The following is a 19,263-nucleotide window of genomic DNA, read 5'->3' as shown; positions in this document are numbered from 1 at the left end:
CATGCGCCCGCTCCCCACCCTCTTCGCCGCTGTGTTCCTGTACGGCCCCTCCGCCCTGGCGCAGCCGGCGCCGCCGGCGTTCGACAGCCCTGGCCGGCTGCCGACCGTCGAGGTCAAGGCCGCCAACAATCGCCTGGCCGCCTACAAGGACTTGTTCTATCCGATGGCGAAGGCCGTGCAGCAGGGATTGGGCGGACGCGCCGCGCTGGCCGTGCAGCTGCGCGCCGCCCGCGCCGGCGTGCGCACCGACGACCTGGCGGTCTGGCTGGAAAGCGGCGGCGAGTCGCTGCCGGTGCGTGCTGGCGAGCATGGGCTGTACGTGGTGCCGGTCGAGGAGCGCTTCGTCCAGGACGGCCGTGTTGCGATCAACAAGAATCCGAAGGATGTGCGCGCCAACCTGGTGCTGGTCCCGACCCTGGCGCCGGACGCCTGGACCATCGGCGAAGTCCGGCGCCTGCTGCGCGACGTGCAGACGACCATGGCGCCGCTGATTCCCTGGCATCACCGGCTGCTGGGCTGGGCGTTCACCCGCAGGCTCGGGGTCGCCGTCTGCAGCGGCTCGCCTCTGGCGCAAGTCGAAGTGCGCGACGGCGGCGGCGTGCTGGCGCGTTATCCGACCAGCGAGCCGGGGCGCAACCATGCGAATGCCCCGGTCTATTGCCACCGCTTCAATGGCAATGAACACTTCGATCCACGGGCCCGGCTGGTATTGCCGGAAGATGCGCAAGTGCTCCTTATCTAGACCCATGAAAAACGGCTCCCGCAGGAGCCGTTTGATGTTCAAGCCAGGCAGGGCTTACGCGTAGCTGCGCAGACGCAGCGAGAAATCCTGCAGCGACTTGATGCCCGACGCTTCGGCGCGCGCGCACCAGTCCTGCAGCTGGTGCAGCAATTGGTCGCGGGTCGAGTGCGAACGCTCCCAGATCGCGCCGAGCTCGACGCGCATCTGGTGCATGGTTTCCAGCGCCTTGCTGTGCTGGAACAGCTCGACCAGCTGCTGCTTGTGAGAGGCTTCCAGCTTGCCCGGCTCGCGCTGCATCAGCTTGCGCGAGCTCTTCAGGAAGCGCGACTCCAGCTCGGCCTTGTGTTTCAGGTGCTCGAATTCCTCGCGGAAAGCGTGGCGCACCGACTTGGCATACTTCGCCATCACGTCGTAGCGGTTGGCGATGACCGACTGCAGGGTGTCGAGGTCGGCCACCAGCTTGTCCTTGGCGAACTCCGGCTTCGGCGCGACCTTTTTCACCTTGGCCAGGCGCAGCGTTTCCAGGATGCGGATATAGCCCCAGCCCAGGTCGAACTCGTACCACTTGCTCGACAGCTTGGCCGAGGTGGCGAAGGTGTGGTGGTTGTTGTGCAATTCCTCGCCACCGATCAGGATGCCGAAGGGAATGATGTTGGTCGCCGCATCGCTGCAGTCGTAGTTGCGGTAGCCCCAGTAGTGGCCGATGCCGTTGATGATGCCGGCCGCGGTGATCGGGATCCACATCATCTGCACGGCCCAGACCGAAATGCCGACGATGCCGAACAGCGCGAAGTCGATCAGCAGCATCAGCACGACGCCGGTGGCGCTGTATTTCGTGTACACATTGCGCTCGATCCAGTCGTCCGGCGTGCCATGGCCATACTTCTCCATGGTCTCTTTATTCTTGCTCTCGGCGCGGTACAGCTCGGCGCCTTCGAAGAACACCTTCTTGATGCCGCGGGTCTGGGGGCTGTGCGGGTCTTCCTCGGTATCGCACTTCGCATGGTGCTTGCGGTGAATGGAGGCCCATTCCTTGGTAACCTGGCCCGTGGTCATCCACAGCCAGAAGCGGAAGAAATGGCTTGGAATGGCGTGCAGGTCGAGCGCGCGGTGCGCCTGGTGACGGTGCAGGTAGATCGTCACGGCCGCGATCGTGATGTGCGTCAGCGCCAGCGTGACAAAGAAGATTTGCCAGCCGGTGAGATCCAGCAGGCCGGTCGACAGGAAGCTCAACACGGCTTGCACGGGTTCGCTACTCAAGAAATTCATTCAGTCTCCATGGATAGTGCGTCAGCGCATCGCTTGTTGGCGACGGCCCGCAACCCACTATTTTACGCGTTTCCAGTGATGCAGAGCAGGTTCACACGCCCTATTTCACTGCGATTTGTCCAGAGTTGGAGTGCGCGCCACGACTGATGTGATATGGGCATCGAGAAGCCGGGTATCAATGGCCGGATGGCCCAGTTTGATTTGACCGGATTGGACCAGGTCATGGATTTTCTTGTTGACGTCGGAAATCGGCCCGCCCTGCCCGTTTTCCGGGTCGCCCAGCCAGAAGCCGACTTCCAGTTCGTAGCCATGGGCGCCAAAGGCGTTCAGCAGCACGTTCGGCGCCGGCGCCTCGAGCACGCGCGCCACTCCCTTCGGCTGCGCCTCCAGCAGCGGCATCACGACGGACAGATCGCTGTCGTAGGAAACAGTCAATTTCGTCACCGCACGCACGTTGCGGTTGGTCGCCGACTGGTTCAGCACGACGCCGGTGATCAGCATCTCATTCGGCAGCAGGGTCTGGGTGCCGTCGGTGCTGCGCAGCACGGTGTAGCGCGTATTGATGCGCGCCACCTTGCCCGAATACTTGTCGATGGTGACCGGGTCGCCGATGTTCAGGCTGCGCTCCAGCAGGATGATGAAGCCGGACACGTAGTTGCTGGCAATACGCTGCATGCCCAGGCCGAGGCCGACGCCGAGCGCGCCGCCGAACACCGACAATACCGTCAGGTCGAGGCCGGCCAGCGATAGGCTGAACAGCACGGCGACCAGGATCAGCAGCGCGCGGCTCATGCGCGCCAGCAAGACCCGGATCGAGGTGTTCATGCGCTCGACCTTCATCAGGCGCTCTTCCAGCGCGGCGCCGGCCCACATCGCCAGCATCATGAGCACCACGATCGACACCGCGCCCTCGACCAGGTCGGCCAGGGTCGGCTTGTGCGAGCCGATCTTGAGCTGGGTGGTGTCGAAGATCCGGATCACGTCCGGCAGCACGCCGGTGATGTGCAGCGCCACGCCGAGCCAGACGACCACCGCGAAGATCTTCTCGAAGGTCTGCAGCGCCTCGCCCAACTGGCCGTGGCGCGCGAACACGCGCCGCAGCAGATAGAACACGGTGCGGATCACCGCCAGCGAGGACGACAGCGGCACCGCCACGTCGAGCAGGTGCACGCTCTGGTAGCGCGCCATCACGGCGCGCGTCGTCACCAAGAGGCCGAAGATCAGCAGCGGCGGCAGCACGCGGCTGAAGCTGCCCATGCCCAGGCCGATCAGGCCGGTATGTTCACGGTTCGCCAGCCAGGAACGGTGCATCAGCCGCGCCAGGACCCAGCCGACCGCCACGCACAGGACGATCGCGAGCACCTGCCACAGGATGGCGGGCTGGTTGAAGTCGCCGAGCAGGTCGGCCAGCAGTTGCTGGAGCGGCATGTGTCGGCGTTACTCTTCGGCTTGCGGGATTTCCGATTCGTCGGCAGCGGACTTGTCGGCAGGCGCCTTCACCTTGGCCTTGCGCTGCAGCACGGCGGCGAAGAAGCCGTCGGTCTGGTGCTTGTGCGGCAGCATTTTGAGGTACTGGTCCATGTCCAGTGCGATCTTCTGCTCTTCCAGCACCGCCTTCATCGGCACCAGCTCGAAATCCGGGTGCGTCGACAGGAATTGCTCGACGATCACGTCGTTCTCTTCGTTCAACAGGCTGCAGGTGGCGTACACGAGGCGGCCGCCGGATTTCACCAGGCGCGCGGCGCCGTCCAGGATCGAAGCCTGCTTTTCCTGCATCTCGCCGATCGCTTCCGGGCGCTGGCGCCATTTCACGTCGGGATTGCGGCGCAGGGTGCCCATGCCGCTGCACGGCGCATCGACCAGCACGCGGTCGATCTTGCCGGCCAGGCGCTTGATCTTGGCGTCGCGCTCGTGCGCGATCAGGACCGGATGCACGTTCGACAGCCCGCTGCGCGCCATGCGCGGCTTGAGTTTCGACAGGCGCTTGTCCGAGACGTCGAAGGCGTACAGGCGGCCGGTATTGCGCATGGTCGCGCCCAGCGCCAGGGTCTTGCCGCCGGCGCCGGCGCAGAAGTCGACCACCATCTCGCCGCGGCGCGCGCCGACGATCTGGGCCAATACCTGGCTGCCCTCGTCCTGCACCTCGATGGCGCCGTCCTTGAACAGCGGCAGGTTCTGCAGCGCAGGCTTTTTCAGGACGCGCAGGCCCAGCGGCGCATACGGCATCGGCTCGGCCGCGATCGGCGCCTTGGCCAGCTCGGCGATCACGTCGTCGCGGTTGGCCTTGATCGAATTCACGCGCAGGTCGAGCGGCGCCGGGGTGTTCAGCACGGCGGCCAGCTGCAGCGCTTCTTCCTGGCCGAACTGGGCCACCAGCTTGTCGAACAGCCAACCCGGCAGGTTCGCCTGGATCTGCGGCGGCAGCAGCGAACGGTCGACTTCCTTGACGCGGGTGAGCAGGTGGGTCTCTTCCTCGCTCAGGCCACCCAGGGCATCGATGCCCGCGGTCTCGGCCAGGCCCAGCAGGGCCAGCTTGCGCATCAACGGCGTGTTGCCGGCGCCGGCGAAATCGGTGAAGAAGGATTTGTTGCGCAGCACGGCGTACACGGCCTCGGCGATGACGCCGCGCTCGCGGCCGCCGAAGCGGGGGTGGTCCTTGAAGTAGCGCGACAGGGTGACGTCGGCGGGCGACGTGAAGCGCAGGATCTCGCGCAATACTTCTTCGGTATTGGCGATGATCGCTGGAGGCAATCTCATGGTGTTCCTTAGTTTTAAATGCTTGTGGTTTCGGCGGCGGCATCCTCGAGGATGCGCACGTCGCCATTTTCAATCTTGAGCCTGTCTTCGACGAAGAGGCGCACCGCATGCGGGTAGAGCTTGTGTTCCTCGGCCAGCACGCGGGCAGACAAGGTGTCCTCGGTATCGCCCGGCAGCACGGGAACGCGCGCCTGCGCCACCACCGGGCCGTGATCCAGCTCGGCCGTGACGAAGTGCACGGTGGCGCCGTGCTCCTGCTCGCCGGCATCCAGCGCCTGCTGGTGGGTGCCGAGTCCCGGGAACAATGGCAGCAGCGAGGGGTGGATGTTCAGCATGCGGCCTTCGTAATGCTGCACGAAGGGCGCCGTCAGGATGCGCATGAAGCCGGCCAGCACGACCAGGTCGGGCTCGAACCGGTCGATCGCTTCCTGCAGGGCCGCATCGAACTCGGCGCGCGAGGCGTATTCCTTGTTGGCCACGACCGCGGTCGGGATGCCGCGGGCCCGGGCGAACTCCAGGCCTTTTGCTTCCGGTTTATTACTGATCACCGCTGCGATGCGGGCCGGCCATTGCTGGCTTTCCGCCGCGCGCACGACCGCTTCCATATTGCTGCCACGGCCGGAAATGAGGATCACGATGTTTTTCATAGCCGGCATTGTACCGTATTGCCGGTCGCCGGCCGCTGCCGGCGGGGCCTGCCGACGAGCCTAGACGGCTTCCGTGGCGGGAATCGTGAAGGAGTAGAATACGCGGAACGGGACTTTTTTCTCGGCCCAGAATTCGGCCGCGTCGCGGAACACGTCGAGCAGGTTTTCGCGCGCTTCCTTGTCGAACTTCTGCGCAGTAGGCAGTTGTTCCAAAACGACGAGGAAACCCGGTTGCGGCCCGGCCGCGCTGACGGTCTCGGTCAGGCAGGTGCGCAGGGCGTCGAAGTTCTTGCTGCAGGGTTTAGGGAAATAAAAGTTTTCGCCGATGCGGGCGCAGACTTGCTGCTTGGTCAAGGTATTCGCACAATGCGCATACAGGAAGTGCTGACCCAGGCGCGCAGCCTCCTGCTGCAGCTCGGCGACGCGAAAGGCGCGGATCGACTGCACAAGATTGGGCGGCACTCTCATCAACAAACTCATTTTTTCCTCAAGTTGACCAGCTCGATGTCATGCGGTGCAGATTTTTGCTGCACCGCGCCTGATGGCGGTTGGCATCCGCCGCTCTTTGCTCTCCCGCTGTCGTTTCCACGCGCCAATGCCCCTAATTTACGTAAGGGTAACGTTTTGTGGTATTGGAAGCAACCCAAATGTGATCTCGCGAATCGCATTTGTAAGAATTGGTAGAGGTACATATGCCTCTGAATACCCGGTTTCGACCGTTCTGCCATTCTGGCAAGGCTAAGGCCGGCCGCATTCGCCTGTTACATTTTGTTGCCATGGGGATTCGGGCATTACTCCCAACAGGATTACCATAGAAGGCATGAAAGTCCGGTCGGTTCCAATCCCCCCCCCACCAGACGACATAACGATTATTCCAAACCAAGCCTATTGCGAGGTAGACCATGAACTTCAATGCCAAACTGATCATTGCCGCCCTGGGTGTCAGTGCCCTGCCGCTGGCCCAGGCACAAACCGATTTCGAAGACTTCGGCCGAGTCACCCGGGTCCAGCCGCGGGTGGAGCAGATCCGCACGCCGCGCGAGGAATGCCGTACCGAATATGTGCAAGTGCCGGTGCAGCAGCAACGCGGCGCGGGTGGCGGCATCATCGGCGGGGTCGTCGGCGGCCTGTTGGGTAACCAGGTGGGCAGCGGCAGCGGCCGTGTGGCGGCAACGGCGGCCGGTGCGATCGCAGGCGCCATGATCGGCGACCGGACCGAGAACAACAACCGCCCGCAAGGCGTGCAGGAACAGGCTGTGCGTCAATGCCGCGTGGTCGATGCCTACGAGTCGCGGACCAGCGGCTACGACGTGACCTACGAATACCGTGGCCAGACCTACAACACCCTGATGAACCGCGACCCGGGCAACCGCGTGCGCCTGCGCGTCTCGGTGCAGCCGATCGACGGCTATTAATTTGTTGGCATCGATCGTTCTGCCGACGCCCTGCGCGCTGGCGTGATCGACTACCGCGGCGCAAGCGCGTGCTTGCGCTGCGGGAACCCCTCCCCCGATAATAGGGCGATTCCATCAGGTCGCCCTATGCTCATCAAACGCAAATCCATCGAACAGGCCGAATCCTCGCGCCGTCCCACGCGCAAGCCCAAGTTCGCCCCCGTCACCTTGTCCGAACAGGACGGCGTGCGCTACCTCCATTTCGGCACCGAGTGGGTGCAGGGCGCGATGCGCATCCGCAAGCCCGACTGGCCCGAGCTCGAATATGCGCAGCAGATGATGGCCTGGATGCTGTTCATCGCGCAGCCGCAAGCCATCGCGCAGCTCGGTCTCGGTGCTGCTACATTGACCAAGTTCTGCTATCGCCAGTTCCCGGAATCGACGGTGACCGCGGTCGAGCTCAATGGAGCGGTCATCGGCATCGCCGCCTCGATGTTCAAGTTGCCCCCCGTTGACGAGCGTCTGAACGTGCTCGAGATGGATGCGATGGATTTCGTGCTCGACCCCGCCAACCAGGGCGCCTTCGACGTGCTGCAGTGCGACCTGTACGACGCCACCGCGCGCGGGCCGGTGCTCGACACGCCCGAGTTCTACCAGGCCTGCAACGCCTGCCTGGCGGACGGCGGCATCATGACCGTCAACCTGTTCGGTGACCACCCGAGCTTCGCCAAGAACATCAAGGCCATGAAGTTCGCCTTCGATCACGTGATCTGCCTGCCGGAAGTCCATGAAGGCAATGTGGTGGCGCTCTGCTTCCGCGATCGCCCCACCCTCGACAAGGACGCGCTCGCCGCACGCGCGGCGCAGATCGTCGCCGATACCAAATTGCCGGCGAAGTCTTGGGTCAAGGGCATCCTCGCCGCCGACTGAGTTTTTTCCCACTGGGAGCTGAACGTTGAACACGCATGCCGTCCCACCCGCCGCCACCGCCAAGGCCCCGCGCCTGCGCACGCTCGACCTGCAGTCCATTTTCTCGTGGCTGCTGGCCGACGGCATCGTCACCAAGGACCACGTCAAGGCCCAGTTCGCGCAAGCCCAGGCCATCCTGAAGAATGCGGCCGGCTCGATGCATCCGCTGACCGCCGTGGCCCAGTGCAAGCTGGTGTCCAGCCAGCCGCCGCACCGCCTCCTGACCCTCGACGTGCTGACCGAATGGTGCGCAAGCAAGGTCGGCCTGCCCTTCATCCGCATCGACCCCTTGAAAATCGATTTCACCAAGGTGGCGGACGTGATGTCGGCCAGCTATGCGGCGCGTTTCAATATCCTGCCGGTGGAAATGAGCGGCTCGACCCTGGTCGTGGCCACCGCCGACCCCGCGAATACCGAATGGGAGGCGGAGATCGCCAAGATCTCGCGCCGCAAGATCGAACTGGTGCTCGCCAATCCGCTCGATATCGCCCAGTACATCTCGCAGTTTTTCAGCCTCGCCAAATCGATCCGCGACGCCAACCGCAATACCGGGCAGGACCTGGCGATGCGGAGCAATTTCGAACAGCTGGTCGAACTGGGCAAGGCCAACAAACAGTTCGACGCGAATGACCAGCACATCGTCAACATCGTCGACTGGCTATGGAGCTATGCCTTCGAGCAGCGCGCCTCCGATATCCACCTGGAGCCGAAACGCGAAGTCGCGGTGATCCGCTTCCGCATCGACGGCGTGCTGCACCAGGTATACCAGGTGCCGGCGGTCGTCATGATCGCGATGACCGCGCGTATCAAGCTGCTCGGGCGGATGGACGTGATCGAAAAGCGCCGGCCGCAGGATGGACGGATCAAGACCCGTACCGCGGGCGGGCAGGAAGTCGAATTGCGTTTGTCGACTCTGCCGACCGCTTTCGGCGAAAAGCTCGTCATGCGTATTTTTGACCCGGAAGTGGTGGTCAAGACGCTGCCGGAACTGGGCTTCCCGCCGGACGATGCGGCGCGCTGGGATGCGCTGACCAATCGGCCGCACGGGATCATTCTCGTCACCGGGCCGACTGGATCGGGCAAGACCACCACGCTGTACACGACGCTCAAGGCGCTGGCGACCAGCGAGGTGAATGTTTGCACGGTGGAGGATCCGATCGAAATGGTCGAAGCGTCATTCAACCAGATGCAGGTGCAGCCGGGGATCGATCTCTCGTTCGCCGATGGCGTGCGCGCGTTGATGCGACAGGATCCGGACATCATCATGGTGGGCGAGGTGCGCGATCTGCCAACGGCGGAAATGGCGATCCAGGCGGCGCTCACCGGGCACCTGGTGTTTTCGACGCTGCACACGAACGATGCGCCGTCGGCGGTCGTGCGTTTGCTCGAGTTGGGCGTGCCGGATTACCTGCTCGAAGCGACCCTGATCGGCGTGATGGCCCAGCGCCTGGTGCGCACGCTCTGCCCGGATTGCAAGGCGCCGGGTGGAGAACTGAGCGACGAGGTATGGCAGAGCATCGGCGGCGCGTGGAATATCCCGAAGCCGGCGACCGTGTATCGGCCGATCGGCTGTCCGGAATGCCGGCAGACGGGGTATCGCGGGCGTACCGGCATCTACGAACTGCTTAGTGTGAGCGAAGGCTTTGCGCACCTCGTGCGCGAATCCGGCGATATCCAGCAGCTGCGCCAGCAGAGCGTCGCGGACGGCATGAAGCCGTTGCGCATTGCCGGCGCCATGAAGGTTGTGGAGGGCGTGACGACGGCCGACGAGGTGCTGAAGGTGACTGCGGCGCTGGTGTGAGCGCACATTGTTCAGGTAGCACTAGCGCAAACCGGAACTGCCGGCTATAATACTGCCTCTTTCGGGTCGTTAGCTCAGCTGGTAGAGCAGCGGACTTTTAATCCGTTGGTCGCAGGTTCGAATCCCGCACGGCCTACCACGAACATACTAGGAAGCCCACGAATTTCGGTTCGTGGGCTTTTTTGTTTCTGGTCCATATCTGGTCGCTTCAACTTACTTCAACTGACGTACGACGACTAGGTTAGCTCCTCAGACCGCCCACCGCACGGCCATTACAAGGGACATGCCCGTTCGGCATTCCTGCATGCCCATAAATTTAGCGCCTTGCGAAGATGGGATCGCCCTCAAGTAAGTTGCTGGATTGACAGCACTTGGCTTCTGCACCATTATGCATCCTCAAGTATCTACGCTGCATTCTTCCAAAATCCACCACCTAAATCTATGACATTGCCGCTCGCCGTCAGCTCTCAATCCCATGTTACCGTTGAAGTCGATAACTTTACTCTCGCCCTCACGGGCTACTTGACGGAACTCGGGCTGCCGACCGAAAAGGTACTGGTGGATGTGACTGAACGGCGGCGAGTGATCAATAATCTTCCGGACGTTATTAACTCGCTTGATGGTGCCAGACGAAGCCAATCGCTGTATCTTTCGAAGTTTGTTGCGGCTTGCGGGGCAGGACTGTTCGATGCTGCGCTGAATTTCATTTGGGATGAAACGGTAGTAAATCTTAGGGCCAAGGTTGCCCAATTTGATCTTGAGTACTTCTATGACAGCGTCATTACGGACAGCAGCCGCCGTCCGAAATTCAAAGACGAGGCGGATCTTGCCAAAATAGAGGAATGGGAATTGGTTCGAGGATGCCACCTGACAGGCATACTCTCTGACATTGGTTATAAACACCTAGACTACATTCGCGATATGCGTAACTGGGCAAGTGCCGCCCATCCTAATCAGAATGATTTGACCGGTTTGCAGTTGGTATCTTGGTTAGAGACTTGCATTCGCGAGGTCATTGGTAAAGATCCGGAAGCACCAGCCATCGAAGTCAAACGCTTCCTGAACAACATTCGCAATGCCACGCTAACCCCATCGGACGCTCAGTACATCAACGCAGGGATTGAGCAATTACCTTCTGATATAGCGAAATCGCTTCTTCGGACCTTGTTTGGAATGTACACTGCCGAAAGCGCGGCCGTACAACTTAAAACAAATATTCGCCTCGTCGCGGAAAAATGTTGGCTACTCGCACCAGAAAGCGCTAAACACGAGTGCGGTTTTCGCTATGCTACGTTTGCCGCTAACGGTGAGGTCGCTCGTAAGGCAGCGGCAAACGAATTCTTGACAGTTGTAAATGGCCTTCCATACTTGCCAGGCGACACTCTGGCTCTTGAGCTATCGGAAAAAATCAACAACTTATCAATCGCTCATAACGGCTTTAACAACTTCTACAATGAACCCGCCCACGCCAAGGCATTGGCGTCCTATGTCTCGTCGACAGGACATATTCCTGATGCCGTACGACACAACTATGTAAAGGCAGTGGTTATGGCTAAGATCGGCAATGGACACGGAGTTGCTAACATGGCTGTGCCCTACTATGATGAAATGATTTCGAAGTTTGGTGACAATGAAATTAAAGAATTCATCAAACTACTTTCAGATCGAGAATTCTCTTCACGTGTGGCATTGCGGAACTGCACTCAAAGTTATCGTGCACATGCTCAGTACTTAGCCAGCCGTACCACTAATCAAATCTGCCTGCAAGCTCTCGCAATCATTACGACCGCAACTGACCCGCAGCTTCCACAATTGGGCAAGGACTCTGCATTTAAACGTCTGACAGATGTTCTCTGAGTGTCAAGTCAACGCCACGAAGTCCAACTAACGCGCCCCCCGTAAAGTTATTTGACAGCCTCGCACACCTTTTTGATAGCTATAAAACATGGACATCGAAACCTCCAGCGCAGTTAAGCTATTTTTTCCAAATCCGTCCCTTGCATTAGTTTATTTCGAGGCGATTGCTAATTCGCTGGACGCTGGCGCAACCAAAATCCATGTTGAAATATCAATTGACTCATTTACCGCGTCTGACACACTGACAATTAGGATAACAGACAACGGGACTGGATTTAACGATGAGAGCTTTGCTCGCTTTAGGACGTTAATGAAACCAAAGGATGGCTTCCATAAAGGGATCGGTCGTCTGGTTTTCCTCAACTACTTCAGGCAAGTAGCTATTCTCAGCGAATGGTCTGGGTTGCAACGGCAGTTCATCTTTAAAGACAACTTCGACGGGAAGGGTGACGCAGAACCAACCAAAGAAGGCACCCCTAGGAATCAGACTACGCTCACCTTTAGTGGCTTCGCAAAAGATAAAGTTAAAACCTATGACGATCTAAAACCGCATAGCCTTAAAGAGAAAATTATTTTCCATTTCCTGCCGACCCTTAACTCGCTGCGGGATCGTGATATCGACTTCAAAATTCAGATCAGCCTGAGAACTCAAGAAGGAAGTGCGCAAAAGGATTTCTTTTCTAGCGAAACTTTTATCACTCCCTCTGACCTACCTGAGCTACAGGTAAAGGATATCCAAGATGACCTGATTGATATTCATGCCAGTATCCGGATGCATTACCATATTAAGCGAAGTGACGTCGCTGCAAACCTTCTTACAGCTGTGAGTATCGACGGGCGTACAATACCTATAAGTTTACTCCAAACGTCTTCAATCCCTTATGGATACTCGATAGTTATTATATTCTCATCGACATTCTTTGGAGCAAGCGCAGATAGCTCGCGGCAAAAACTGATACTCCCAGATGGCCTCACTGAAGCAGCATTATATGCAAAACTCCGTCAAGAAATCGGAGAATTGCTGACTGAGAACATCCCAGAGATACATGAGAAAAATGAGCGCACTAAGAAAAATTTTGAGGATCAGTTCCCCCATCTGCTAGGCTACTTCGAAGGCGCAACCGTTGGAATAATTGACAAAGAGGAAGCATTAAATACAGCACAGCAGAGATTTTTCCGGGTTCAAAAGGAAATTTTGCAATGCGAATACCTTAATGACGAAACATTTCAGAAGTCTTTGGAAGTAGCTTCGAGAACCTTAACAGAATACGTCCTGTATCGCGAAAAAATCATAGCCAAAATGAAAGCTATGACTCATGAGAATTCGGAAGAAGAAATTCATAATTTGATCGCGCCAAGAAGGAACGATTTTACACAAGGCAAAATTGCTGACGATGTCTATCAGAATAATGCTTGGCTTCTCGACGACAAATTCATGAGCTTCCGAACCATACTCAGTGAGTCGCGTATGGATAAGGTCATCAACGCAATCCGTCTAACCGATGAGATTTCGGGGGAGGCGGGACGACCTGACATTACGATGATATTTTCAGCCGATCCTGCCGATTCGCTGCCAGTTGACGTGGTCGTTGTAGAGATCAAGAAAAAGACCGAAAACGAAAAAGAAAATCAGTACTCCATAAATCAGTTACTTGATCGAGCGGACAAACTTGTTCAGTATTGCCCAAATATTCAGCGAGTGTGGTATTACTCGGTAATGCAGGTAAATACTTCCTTTGCAAGGAGTTTACGTCAGCAAAAATGGATTCCATTATTTTCGTCTGGCCGCGTTTTCTATCAGGAATTCCAGACTTATCGGGATGATGACACGATCGTTCCTACACCGATGTTTGTAATGTCATTCGACGCGATCGTTGCCGATGCTGCATCTCGAAATCATACATTCTTAGAAATACTTCGTTCCGTCATGAAGAGAAACCATACACCTGTGTCGGACTCGGCTAAACCTGATGAGACGTTGGACGCGGCTTAAATAGGAACAAAGTAATTCGGCTAGGAGAATATTGATGTCCGACACGGCCATCATCGTGGAACTACCAGAAGTAATTAAGAATTTATGGGCCGCTCAACAGGCTCTTGCAGAGCACTACAACGATACCGGTTTAAAATTCACTTTAGACGGGCGTTTGGTAGGTGATATTGCTGAAGCCATAGCGCTACAGCATTTCAACCTTCTGCTGCCGCAGTCTCGAACAGGTGGAGTTGACGCCATTACCCCCACCGGTAAAACCGTGCAGGTAAAGGCGACAGGGAATCCGAAGTCCGGGCCAGCATTTACACCAGGCAGAGGCTGTGCTGATTATCTACTCTTCTTCGCCATAAATTTTGAGGCTAATACTGCCTCGGTCATATATAACGGCCCTGAAGCGCCGGTTCGTGCGCTCCTTCCCTCTCAAGGGTGGGCAGGAACGAAGGTTATCCCGTTAGCTGATATGCATAGGCTGGCGAAGAACGTCGCTCCTTCCGCCAGGATCGCTTACTCCCCGCGCTCGACGGTACCAATCATCTGATTCGACAGCACCGCTGTTCGTTTGATAACCGAAATCGGTGTGCAGTGTGTGCAAAACCCCACTGCGCACCGAATATCGAAAAATCTGCTGATTAGGCACGCCTAGATTGGACCTAACACATAGAAAAAGGCCCATTTTGAGCGGGTTACGGAGTGCGCTGAATGGCCCCCAGTGATCTATGTAACCCTTGCACCGCTTTTCCCCAGCTACAACCGCTGTGAGACATCTGTCACCTTAGACAGCAATCGACGAATTTCCGTATATGACTATACCGGCGGAGCTGAAAATGGCCTGCAAGATATTATTCGCGATCAGATACTGTGTAATGCCACCGCCCTGTAGATTCGCGTGACGAAAGGAAGGTTGCACTACCGATCTTAGAAGGGCTGTCCTGCCAATGCGTCTGGCCTTGCTCACCAATTTTCTTCATGATGTAGTGATTATTTTGAGGTGCGCCACAATGAATGCACACGTTACAGAACGGGAATCCTGGTGCGTTCCCCTTAAGGCGTTCGAATTTCCCAATCGTATTCAAACCCAATGCCTGCAACTCGTCTTTCGATATGATGTCGCTAATTTTCTCCAGAACGGTAGACATATTCGGCACAGTCTTGGCAGCATCGCCATAGACGTCGATGCTCCAGCCGAATACCTGCCTGACTTCGCCACCGCATGCCCAGCACTGGTCGTAAAGAAAATGAATTCCGTACTCCCACGGATCGCTTTTCCATGAAAGGCGCTTCGACAGCATCCCGATAACGAATTCGGACAAGGTCACTCCGTACCCGTCCAACAAGGGATCGCACCCCAGTTCTATCGCTGGCAGAACGAAAAACGGGATATGTTGCGACGGAGAGAGATAGCCCGCCTTGAACCGCTGACCACAGGCAAACCACGCGGCCCGAACACTAGAACTAGCATAGGTTTCCTGCCGGGCCCTAAGCTCCTGTACGGTCTGGTAAGAAAGTTGAATTTCTAGTGCGATGGTCGCTCTGCCATTCACACACAGCACATCCGCAATCCAGTCAGCGCCTTGCGGACTTATACCTGCCTTCTCGGTAGTAACGGTCCAGCCCGCCTTGACAGCCGCCTTAGCAACCAGCGTCTTGAGGAACACATGCTCCGCGCTTTCTGGCGCAGTTGTGCATTCCCCTCGCCTTGCATGCGAAAAAAAGAAATTGCCGAGCTTGCTGGTCTTCGGTATGGCTAGGCTATCGCAGCATGGCATTCGAAGATCAGCCGTCTTATAAGTCCGCTTGACGTATTCCCATGCGATTAAATCGCAGTCGAACGCATAGACGTCGGCGTCACCTCTTCGAGCTCTAAGCGGCAAAATTAATCTCCAGATTACCTATCCAATCCACTCGTCTTGTCGGCCGAAGCTTTTCGAACCACCCAGACGGTTGTACGGGGATCGTAGCCTTCATCGTTCCTATGTGCAAGATGTGCAGGACCCTTTCGGTTCTAGGATGCACGGGCTACTGAACAGGTGTGCCGCGTGTGCAAAACATCACTTGGGATACGACATCGAGAAATCTGCTGGTTAGACTCACCTAGATTGGACGTGGCACATCAAAAAAAGCCCATTTCGACCGGGTTACGGAGTGCGCTGAATGGCCCCCGGTGGTCTATCGAGTCCTTCCACTGTTTTTCCCTAGCTGTAAACGCTATAAGAGCTCGTCGAGAATCGACCCCGCCGCGTCTGGTTCAACTGACGACAGCACTCCACGCCACCGCGCTCTTCCTGCAGCTGCCGACAAAGATCTCTCCCCAACTAGTGTGCAAGGTGTGCAGGCCCGGCCTGTACGCCCTGCACAGTCATATCAACACACCATGAAAAATCACGAAGACAAATTCCCCTTATTTTCCCTTGGCGACATTTACATCACCAAACGCGCGGAAGCCGAGCTGACCGCTCGCGCCGTCACCTCGGCAACGCTACTGGAACGGTACGTTACCGGCGACTGGTCAAACCTGTCGGCTGGAGACATCAAGGCAAACCGCGCCGCTATCCATGATGGCGGACGTATCCTCGCCTCGTACCGCATCGCGCCCACGGTCCGCATTTGGATCATCACCGAGGCCGACCGCGCCAGCACGACGATTCTGCTACCCGACGAATACTGACCCCTCAGCTGTTTCGCCTAATGGCACCGGCCCGCCGCCACCCCGACCGGAAATAGACCGGAGGCCATCCCGGCAGCGGAGCCGAAAAAGCATGCGTTGTAATGACCCACGCCCAGCCACAACCATTTGACTGTGAACGCCGCCGTTACGGTCCGCTCCACGGATTCGAACTTCCCGGAACGCCTACGGCGCTCCGCATCTGCGCATTAATCCATCATCGAGAACCTAAATGTATGAACAGACAATTTCGCTTCAACAAAAAACTTATCGATGCCCTTCCCCCGCACCCCGAGGATGCCAAGTCCAAGGAAAGCGAGTATTCCGATACCGAGGTCGCGGGACTGCGCATCATCGTCAGCCGGCGTGGCCGCAAGTATTTCCTCTTCCGTTACTCCTTCGATGGAGCCAAGCGCAGCATGAAGCTGGGCGATTATCCGCAGATGGAAGTCGCCGACGCCAGACACCGCGCGCTCGACTGTCGCCGTCAAGTAGCTACTGGGACAGACCCGCAAGCAGCGGCCGCAGCCGCAGCGGCATCACAACTGACACTGCGTCGGTTCGTGATCGACGACTACCTGCCGCACGCTTATGCCACCAAACGTAGCGCCAAGGATGACGAGGGCCGAATGCGCAACATCCTGCCGGAGTTCGGCGATTTACAACTGTCGCAGATAAGCAGCCATGCCATCCAGCAGTTCCACGACCGGTTGCGCGTGCAGAAGTGTGCAGCTACCGCGAACCGCCATCTTGCACTGCTAAAGCGATGCTTCAACCTCGCCATCATATGGGGCAAGCTCGACGGAGCGAACCCAGTACGGGGAATACGCATGCATCAGGAGAATAACCAGCGGCAGCGCTACTTATCAGGCGGCGAGCTGCGCTCGTTTTTGACGGCGCTTGACGAGGAACCGAACCGCCCGCTGGCCGACGCGTTGCGCTTCTTACTCATGACCGGCGCACGCCGTAATGAGGCGCTGATGGCACGGTGGGATTCGATCGACCTCGACAAGGGTCAGTGGTTCCTGCCGAACACGAAGAGTGGCAAGAGCAGATTTATCTTGCTGAACGACGGCGCCATCGAGTTACTTCGCCAGTGTGGTCGGCCTGCTGGCCATGTTTATGTGTTCCCAGGTAAGAATGTGGGCGAGCCCATCTGTAACCCGTATAAGGGCTTCAAGCGGGTACTAAAGCGGGCCGGCATTAGGGATCTGCGGATTCACGACCTGCGACACAGCTTCGCCAGCCTGGCGATCAACAACGGGGCAACGCTATACGAGGTGCAGCACCTGCTCGGCCACGCCGATAGCAAGACCTCGCAGCGATACGCGCACATGGCATCGGACAACCTGCGCAAGGCTAGCGCACAAGTATCCGCAGTGATCGCTCAGGCCCGGCCACAAGCCGAGTCAGTAGCGTAAACGAAAAATCGCTCAAGAGTGACTTGAGCGATTTTTTTTACTCCGTTCGGAGTGGGCATTAAGCTGCGATCGGGACTCCATCTGGCCAGATGCGTTTGGTAACGATGGCGTAGCCACGGAAGCGATTGTTGCAGAAGCGGTGGACTCGTCGTCCAGGCTGTTCCGTCTTGAGTGCACCCAACCCGGCCAGTTCATCGAGAATCCGCGTCGCGTCGTCACCAAGTTCGCGGTTCAACACATCGACGGGAATAACCGTGATGTCGTCATCTACAAACGCGACGGCCTCGCAGTCTAGGTCAGGTCTACCTCGATGAAGCTCCTCGATCCGAACGTTGAGAAGCTCACGAACACGCGCTAACGAACTGGCCCGTGTACTCCACCACAGTTCAGTCACCATCTTAAGCGCTGCGTCGATCTTTTCGTCCGCATCCTCATCGAATACGCCTGCCATTACGGCGATCCGTCCGGCTACAACCGCTCCGGCAAGCCGCTTGACGACGCGGCGCTCACCAGATTCGCAATCGGCGGGTAACAGGACGTTTTCGATGTCTGGGGCCATCGCCAGGAGCTCGTTTAATTCCTCCGGATTGTCGCAGCAATATTGGATGATTGCCTCGCCAGCCGTACCGTACTGCTCGCTGCAGGCACGCTTGAGGTGGCTAGTCGCAGCATTGAACGAATCGAACTCTCCGTAGTGAGTCAGCACCCCGACATCGGTAATCGGGATGTCGATAGCACGGTCTGCCTGACCACCATGCATTTTTCGCCCGCTCGCCGCGATGGTGTCAGCGATCGTCACTTCCGCCGACACGATCACATTCGACTGCCAGCGCTCGCGGTCCGCCGCTTCGCCCGTCGATTTCATGCGATGCTTGCCTTCGCCGGACGCCATCATATAGCACGCCTGATGGACGACCGCCGCGCTGCTTTCAGTCAATTCGTCGAGAAGCGTCGGCAGTGGGCTTTGCTTGCCGAGCAATGCCTCGAAGCCGTTGAGGGTGCCATTGAACCGTGCGATAAATGCAGGGTCCTCGACCTGCGCACCTTGGGCGGGATCGACTCCATTACCGAAGATGCTAGCGGCGCATTGTTCGGCGAGCGTTTTTCCGAGACCCTTCTGTCCGCAGAAGTTGAACATGCTCGAGCTGAGGCCGAGACGGTCCAGGACGACGCTTGCGATGGCGATACAGGTCATCGCGAGGATGATCGGGTTTTCGACGATCAGCACGCCGATCTTCGCGCGCCATTCGTCGCGCGTACCGCGCGAACACATCGCGCCCGCGCCGGAAGACTCGATCCAGAAGTCGTCCGGATTGTTGTCATGGCTGCCGATCAGCTTGCGCCCGGTGAAGAATGCGCGATGACCTGCGATCCAGCGGGTGCTCGTGACCAGCTCGCGCGTCGGAAGCTTGGCGACCGCTGCTGCGGATGCCATCAGGTAGTCCGACAACAGCTTGGGTTTGTAGACGATCGTTCCGCGCGCACTGAGAATTTCGCTGATCGCCTTGGGTGTGCCGAGCGTTCCGAGGTCAACACGCACCATGCAGGGAAGTACGCCCTCGACAAACGGGGTAATCGCCACCGCGCACGAGGTGGTGTTCGTTGCGGGATCGAACACGAAGCGCTCGACGTATGCTTCGCCATGCATGACAACAGTGAACCGTTCGTCTTGATTGAGTTGCACGGAGCCGTTCTGGACAATGTATTTGTCGACCGTGCTCGGCGCGGCGGTGTTGCTAGGCTTATTCATA

At 58.0% G+C, this 19,263-nt stretch carries 16 protein-coding genes and 1 tRNA gene; 10 read left to right on the top strand and 7 right to left on the bottom strand.

Annotated features, from left to right (window positions below; genetic code table 11):
- Position 1: 1 nt before the first annotated feature.
- Entirely contained in the window at positions 2 to 742 is a 741-nt protein-coding gene (locus LQ564_RS04315) for a hypothetical protein (RefSeq protein WP_231056836.1), read from the top strand.
- A 54-nt stretch (positions 743 to 796) separates the two neighbouring features.
- Here the strand turns inward: LQ564_RS04315 and LQ564_RS04310 are convergent, their stop codons facing one another.
- The 5 genes from LQ564_RS04310 to LQ564_RS04290 form a co-directional block, all read right to left on the bottom strand.
- Positions 797 to 2,011 (bottom strand): DesA family fatty acid desaturase, encoded by a 1,215-nt coding sequence (locus LQ564_RS04310; RefSeq protein ID WP_231056835.1) that lies wholly within the window; start codon positions 2,009 to 2,011, stop codon positions 797 to 799.
- 105 nt (positions 2,012 to 2,116) lie between these two features.
- Entirely contained in the window at positions 2,117 to 3,439 is a 1,323-nt protein-coding gene (locus tag LQ564_RS04305; RefSeq protein ID WP_231056834.1) for a mechanosensitive ion channel family protein, read from the bottom strand.
- A gap of 9 nt (positions 3,440 to 3,448) precedes the next feature.
- The gene (locus LQ564_RS04300; RefSeq protein ID WP_231056833.1) at positions 3,449 to 4,768 is read right to left on the bottom strand and encodes an RsmB/NOP family class I SAM-dependent RNA methyltransferase; all 1,320 of its coding nucleotides are present in this window, start codon (positions 4,766 to 4,768) and stop codon (positions 3,449 to 3,451) included.
- A 14-nt stretch (positions 4,769 to 4,782) separates the two neighbouring features.
- Positions 4,783 to 5,415 carry a phosphoribosylglycinamide formyltransferase gene (gene purN, locus LQ564_RS04295; RefSeq protein WP_231056832.1) on the bottom strand — a complete coding sequence of 211 codons (633 nt, stop codon included), beginning with the start codon at positions 5,413 to 5,415 and terminating at the stop codon, positions 4,783 to 4,785.
- A gap of 60 nt (positions 5,416 to 5,475) precedes the next feature.
- Positions 5,476 to 5,895: a barstar family protein gene (locus tag LQ564_RS04290; RefSeq protein ID WP_231056831.1), complete on the bottom strand. Its 420-nt coding sequence runs from the start codon at positions 5,893 to 5,895 to the stop codon at positions 5,476 to 5,478.
- Positions 5,896 to 6,317: 422 nt separating this feature from the next.
- Here LQ564_RS04290 and LQ564_RS04285 point away from each other — a divergent pair, with 422 nt between their 5' ends.
- From LQ564_RS04285 to LQ564_RS04255, 7 genes are all read left to right on the top strand, one after another.
- Positions 6,318 to 6,830, top strand: coding sequence for a glycine zipper 2TM domain-containing protein (locus tag LQ564_RS04285; protein ID WP_231056830.1), 513 nt, complete (start codon positions 6,318 to 6,320; stop codon positions 6,828 to 6,830).
- Positions 6,831 to 6,956: 126 nt separating this feature from the next.
- On the top strand, positions 6,957 to 7,739 hold the full coding sequence (locus LQ564_RS04280; RefSeq protein WP_231056829.1) for a spermine/spermidine synthase domain-containing protein: 783 nt from the start codon (positions 6,957 to 6,959) through the stop codon (positions 7,737 to 7,739).
- Between the two features lie 25 nt (positions 7,740 to 7,764).
- Entirely contained in the window at positions 7,765 to 9,579 is a 1,815-nt protein-coding gene (gene tfpB, locus LQ564_RS04275) for a type IV pilus assembly ATPase TfpB (protein ID WP_503827145.1), read from the top strand.
- 63 nt (positions 9,580 to 9,642) lie between these two features.
- A tRNA-Lys gene (locus tag LQ564_RS04270) sits at positions 9,643 to 9,718 on the top strand.
- A gap of 302 nt (positions 9,719 to 10,020) precedes the next feature.
- Positions 10,021 to 11,436 carry a hypothetical protein gene (locus tag LQ564_RS04265; protein ID WP_231056828.1) on the top strand — a complete coding sequence of 472 codons (1,416 nt, stop codon included), beginning with the start codon at positions 10,021 to 10,023 and terminating at the stop codon, positions 11,434 to 11,436.
- 88 nt (positions 11,437 to 11,524) lie between these two features.
- Complete coding sequence (locus LQ564_RS04260) at positions 11,525 to 13,429, top strand: ATP-binding protein (RefSeq protein ID WP_231056827.1); 1,905 nt, start codon at positions 11,525 to 11,527, stop codon at positions 13,427 to 13,429.
- A 34-nt stretch (positions 13,430 to 13,463) separates the two neighbouring features.
- Positions 13,464 to 13,967 (top strand): DUF6998 domain-containing protein, encoded by a 504-nt coding sequence (locus LQ564_RS04255; RefSeq protein WP_231056826.1) that lies wholly within the window; start codon positions 13,464 to 13,466, stop codon positions 13,965 to 13,967.
- Positions 13,968 to 14,268: 301 nt separating this feature from the next.
- Here the strand turns inward: LQ564_RS04255 and LQ564_RS04250 are convergent, their stop codons facing one another.
- Positions 14,269 to 15,195, bottom strand: a complete 927-nt coding sequence (locus tag LQ564_RS04250) for a competence protein CoiA family protein (RefSeq protein ID WP_443094011.1) — start codon at positions 15,193 to 15,195, stop codon at positions 14,269 to 14,271.
- A 605-nt stretch (positions 15,196 to 15,800) separates the two neighbouring features.
- Here LQ564_RS04250 and LQ564_RS04245 point away from each other — a divergent pair.
- A complete protein-coding gene (locus tag LQ564_RS04245) occupies positions 15,801 to 16,094 on the top strand; it encodes a hypothetical protein (protein WP_231056824.1) in 294 nt (97 codons plus the stop codon).
- A gap of 233 nt (positions 16,095 to 16,327) precedes the next feature.
- Complete coding sequence (locus LQ564_RS04240; protein ID WP_231056823.1) at positions 16,328 to 17,512, top strand: site-specific integrase; 1,185 nt, start codon at positions 16,328 to 16,330, stop codon at positions 17,510 to 17,512.
- 58 nt (positions 17,513 to 17,570) lie between these two features.
- On the opposite strand, the gene LQ564_RS04235 is transcribed toward LQ564_RS04240, so the two are convergent.
- On the bottom strand, positions 17,571 to 19,262 hold the full coding sequence (locus LQ564_RS04235) for a DUF927 domain-containing protein (protein ID WP_231056822.1): 1,692 nt from the start codon (positions 19,260 to 19,262) through the stop codon (positions 17,571 to 17,573).
- Position 19,263 lies beyond the last annotated feature (1 nt).

The sequence above is a fragment of the Massilia phyllostachyos genome (genome assembly GCF_021044825.1).
Classification (GTDB): domain Bacteria; phylum Pseudomonadota; class Gammaproteobacteria; order Burkholderiales; family Burkholderiaceae_D; genus Telluria; species Telluria phyllostachyos.
This window is presented reverse-complemented; position numbering and strand designations above follow the sequence as displayed.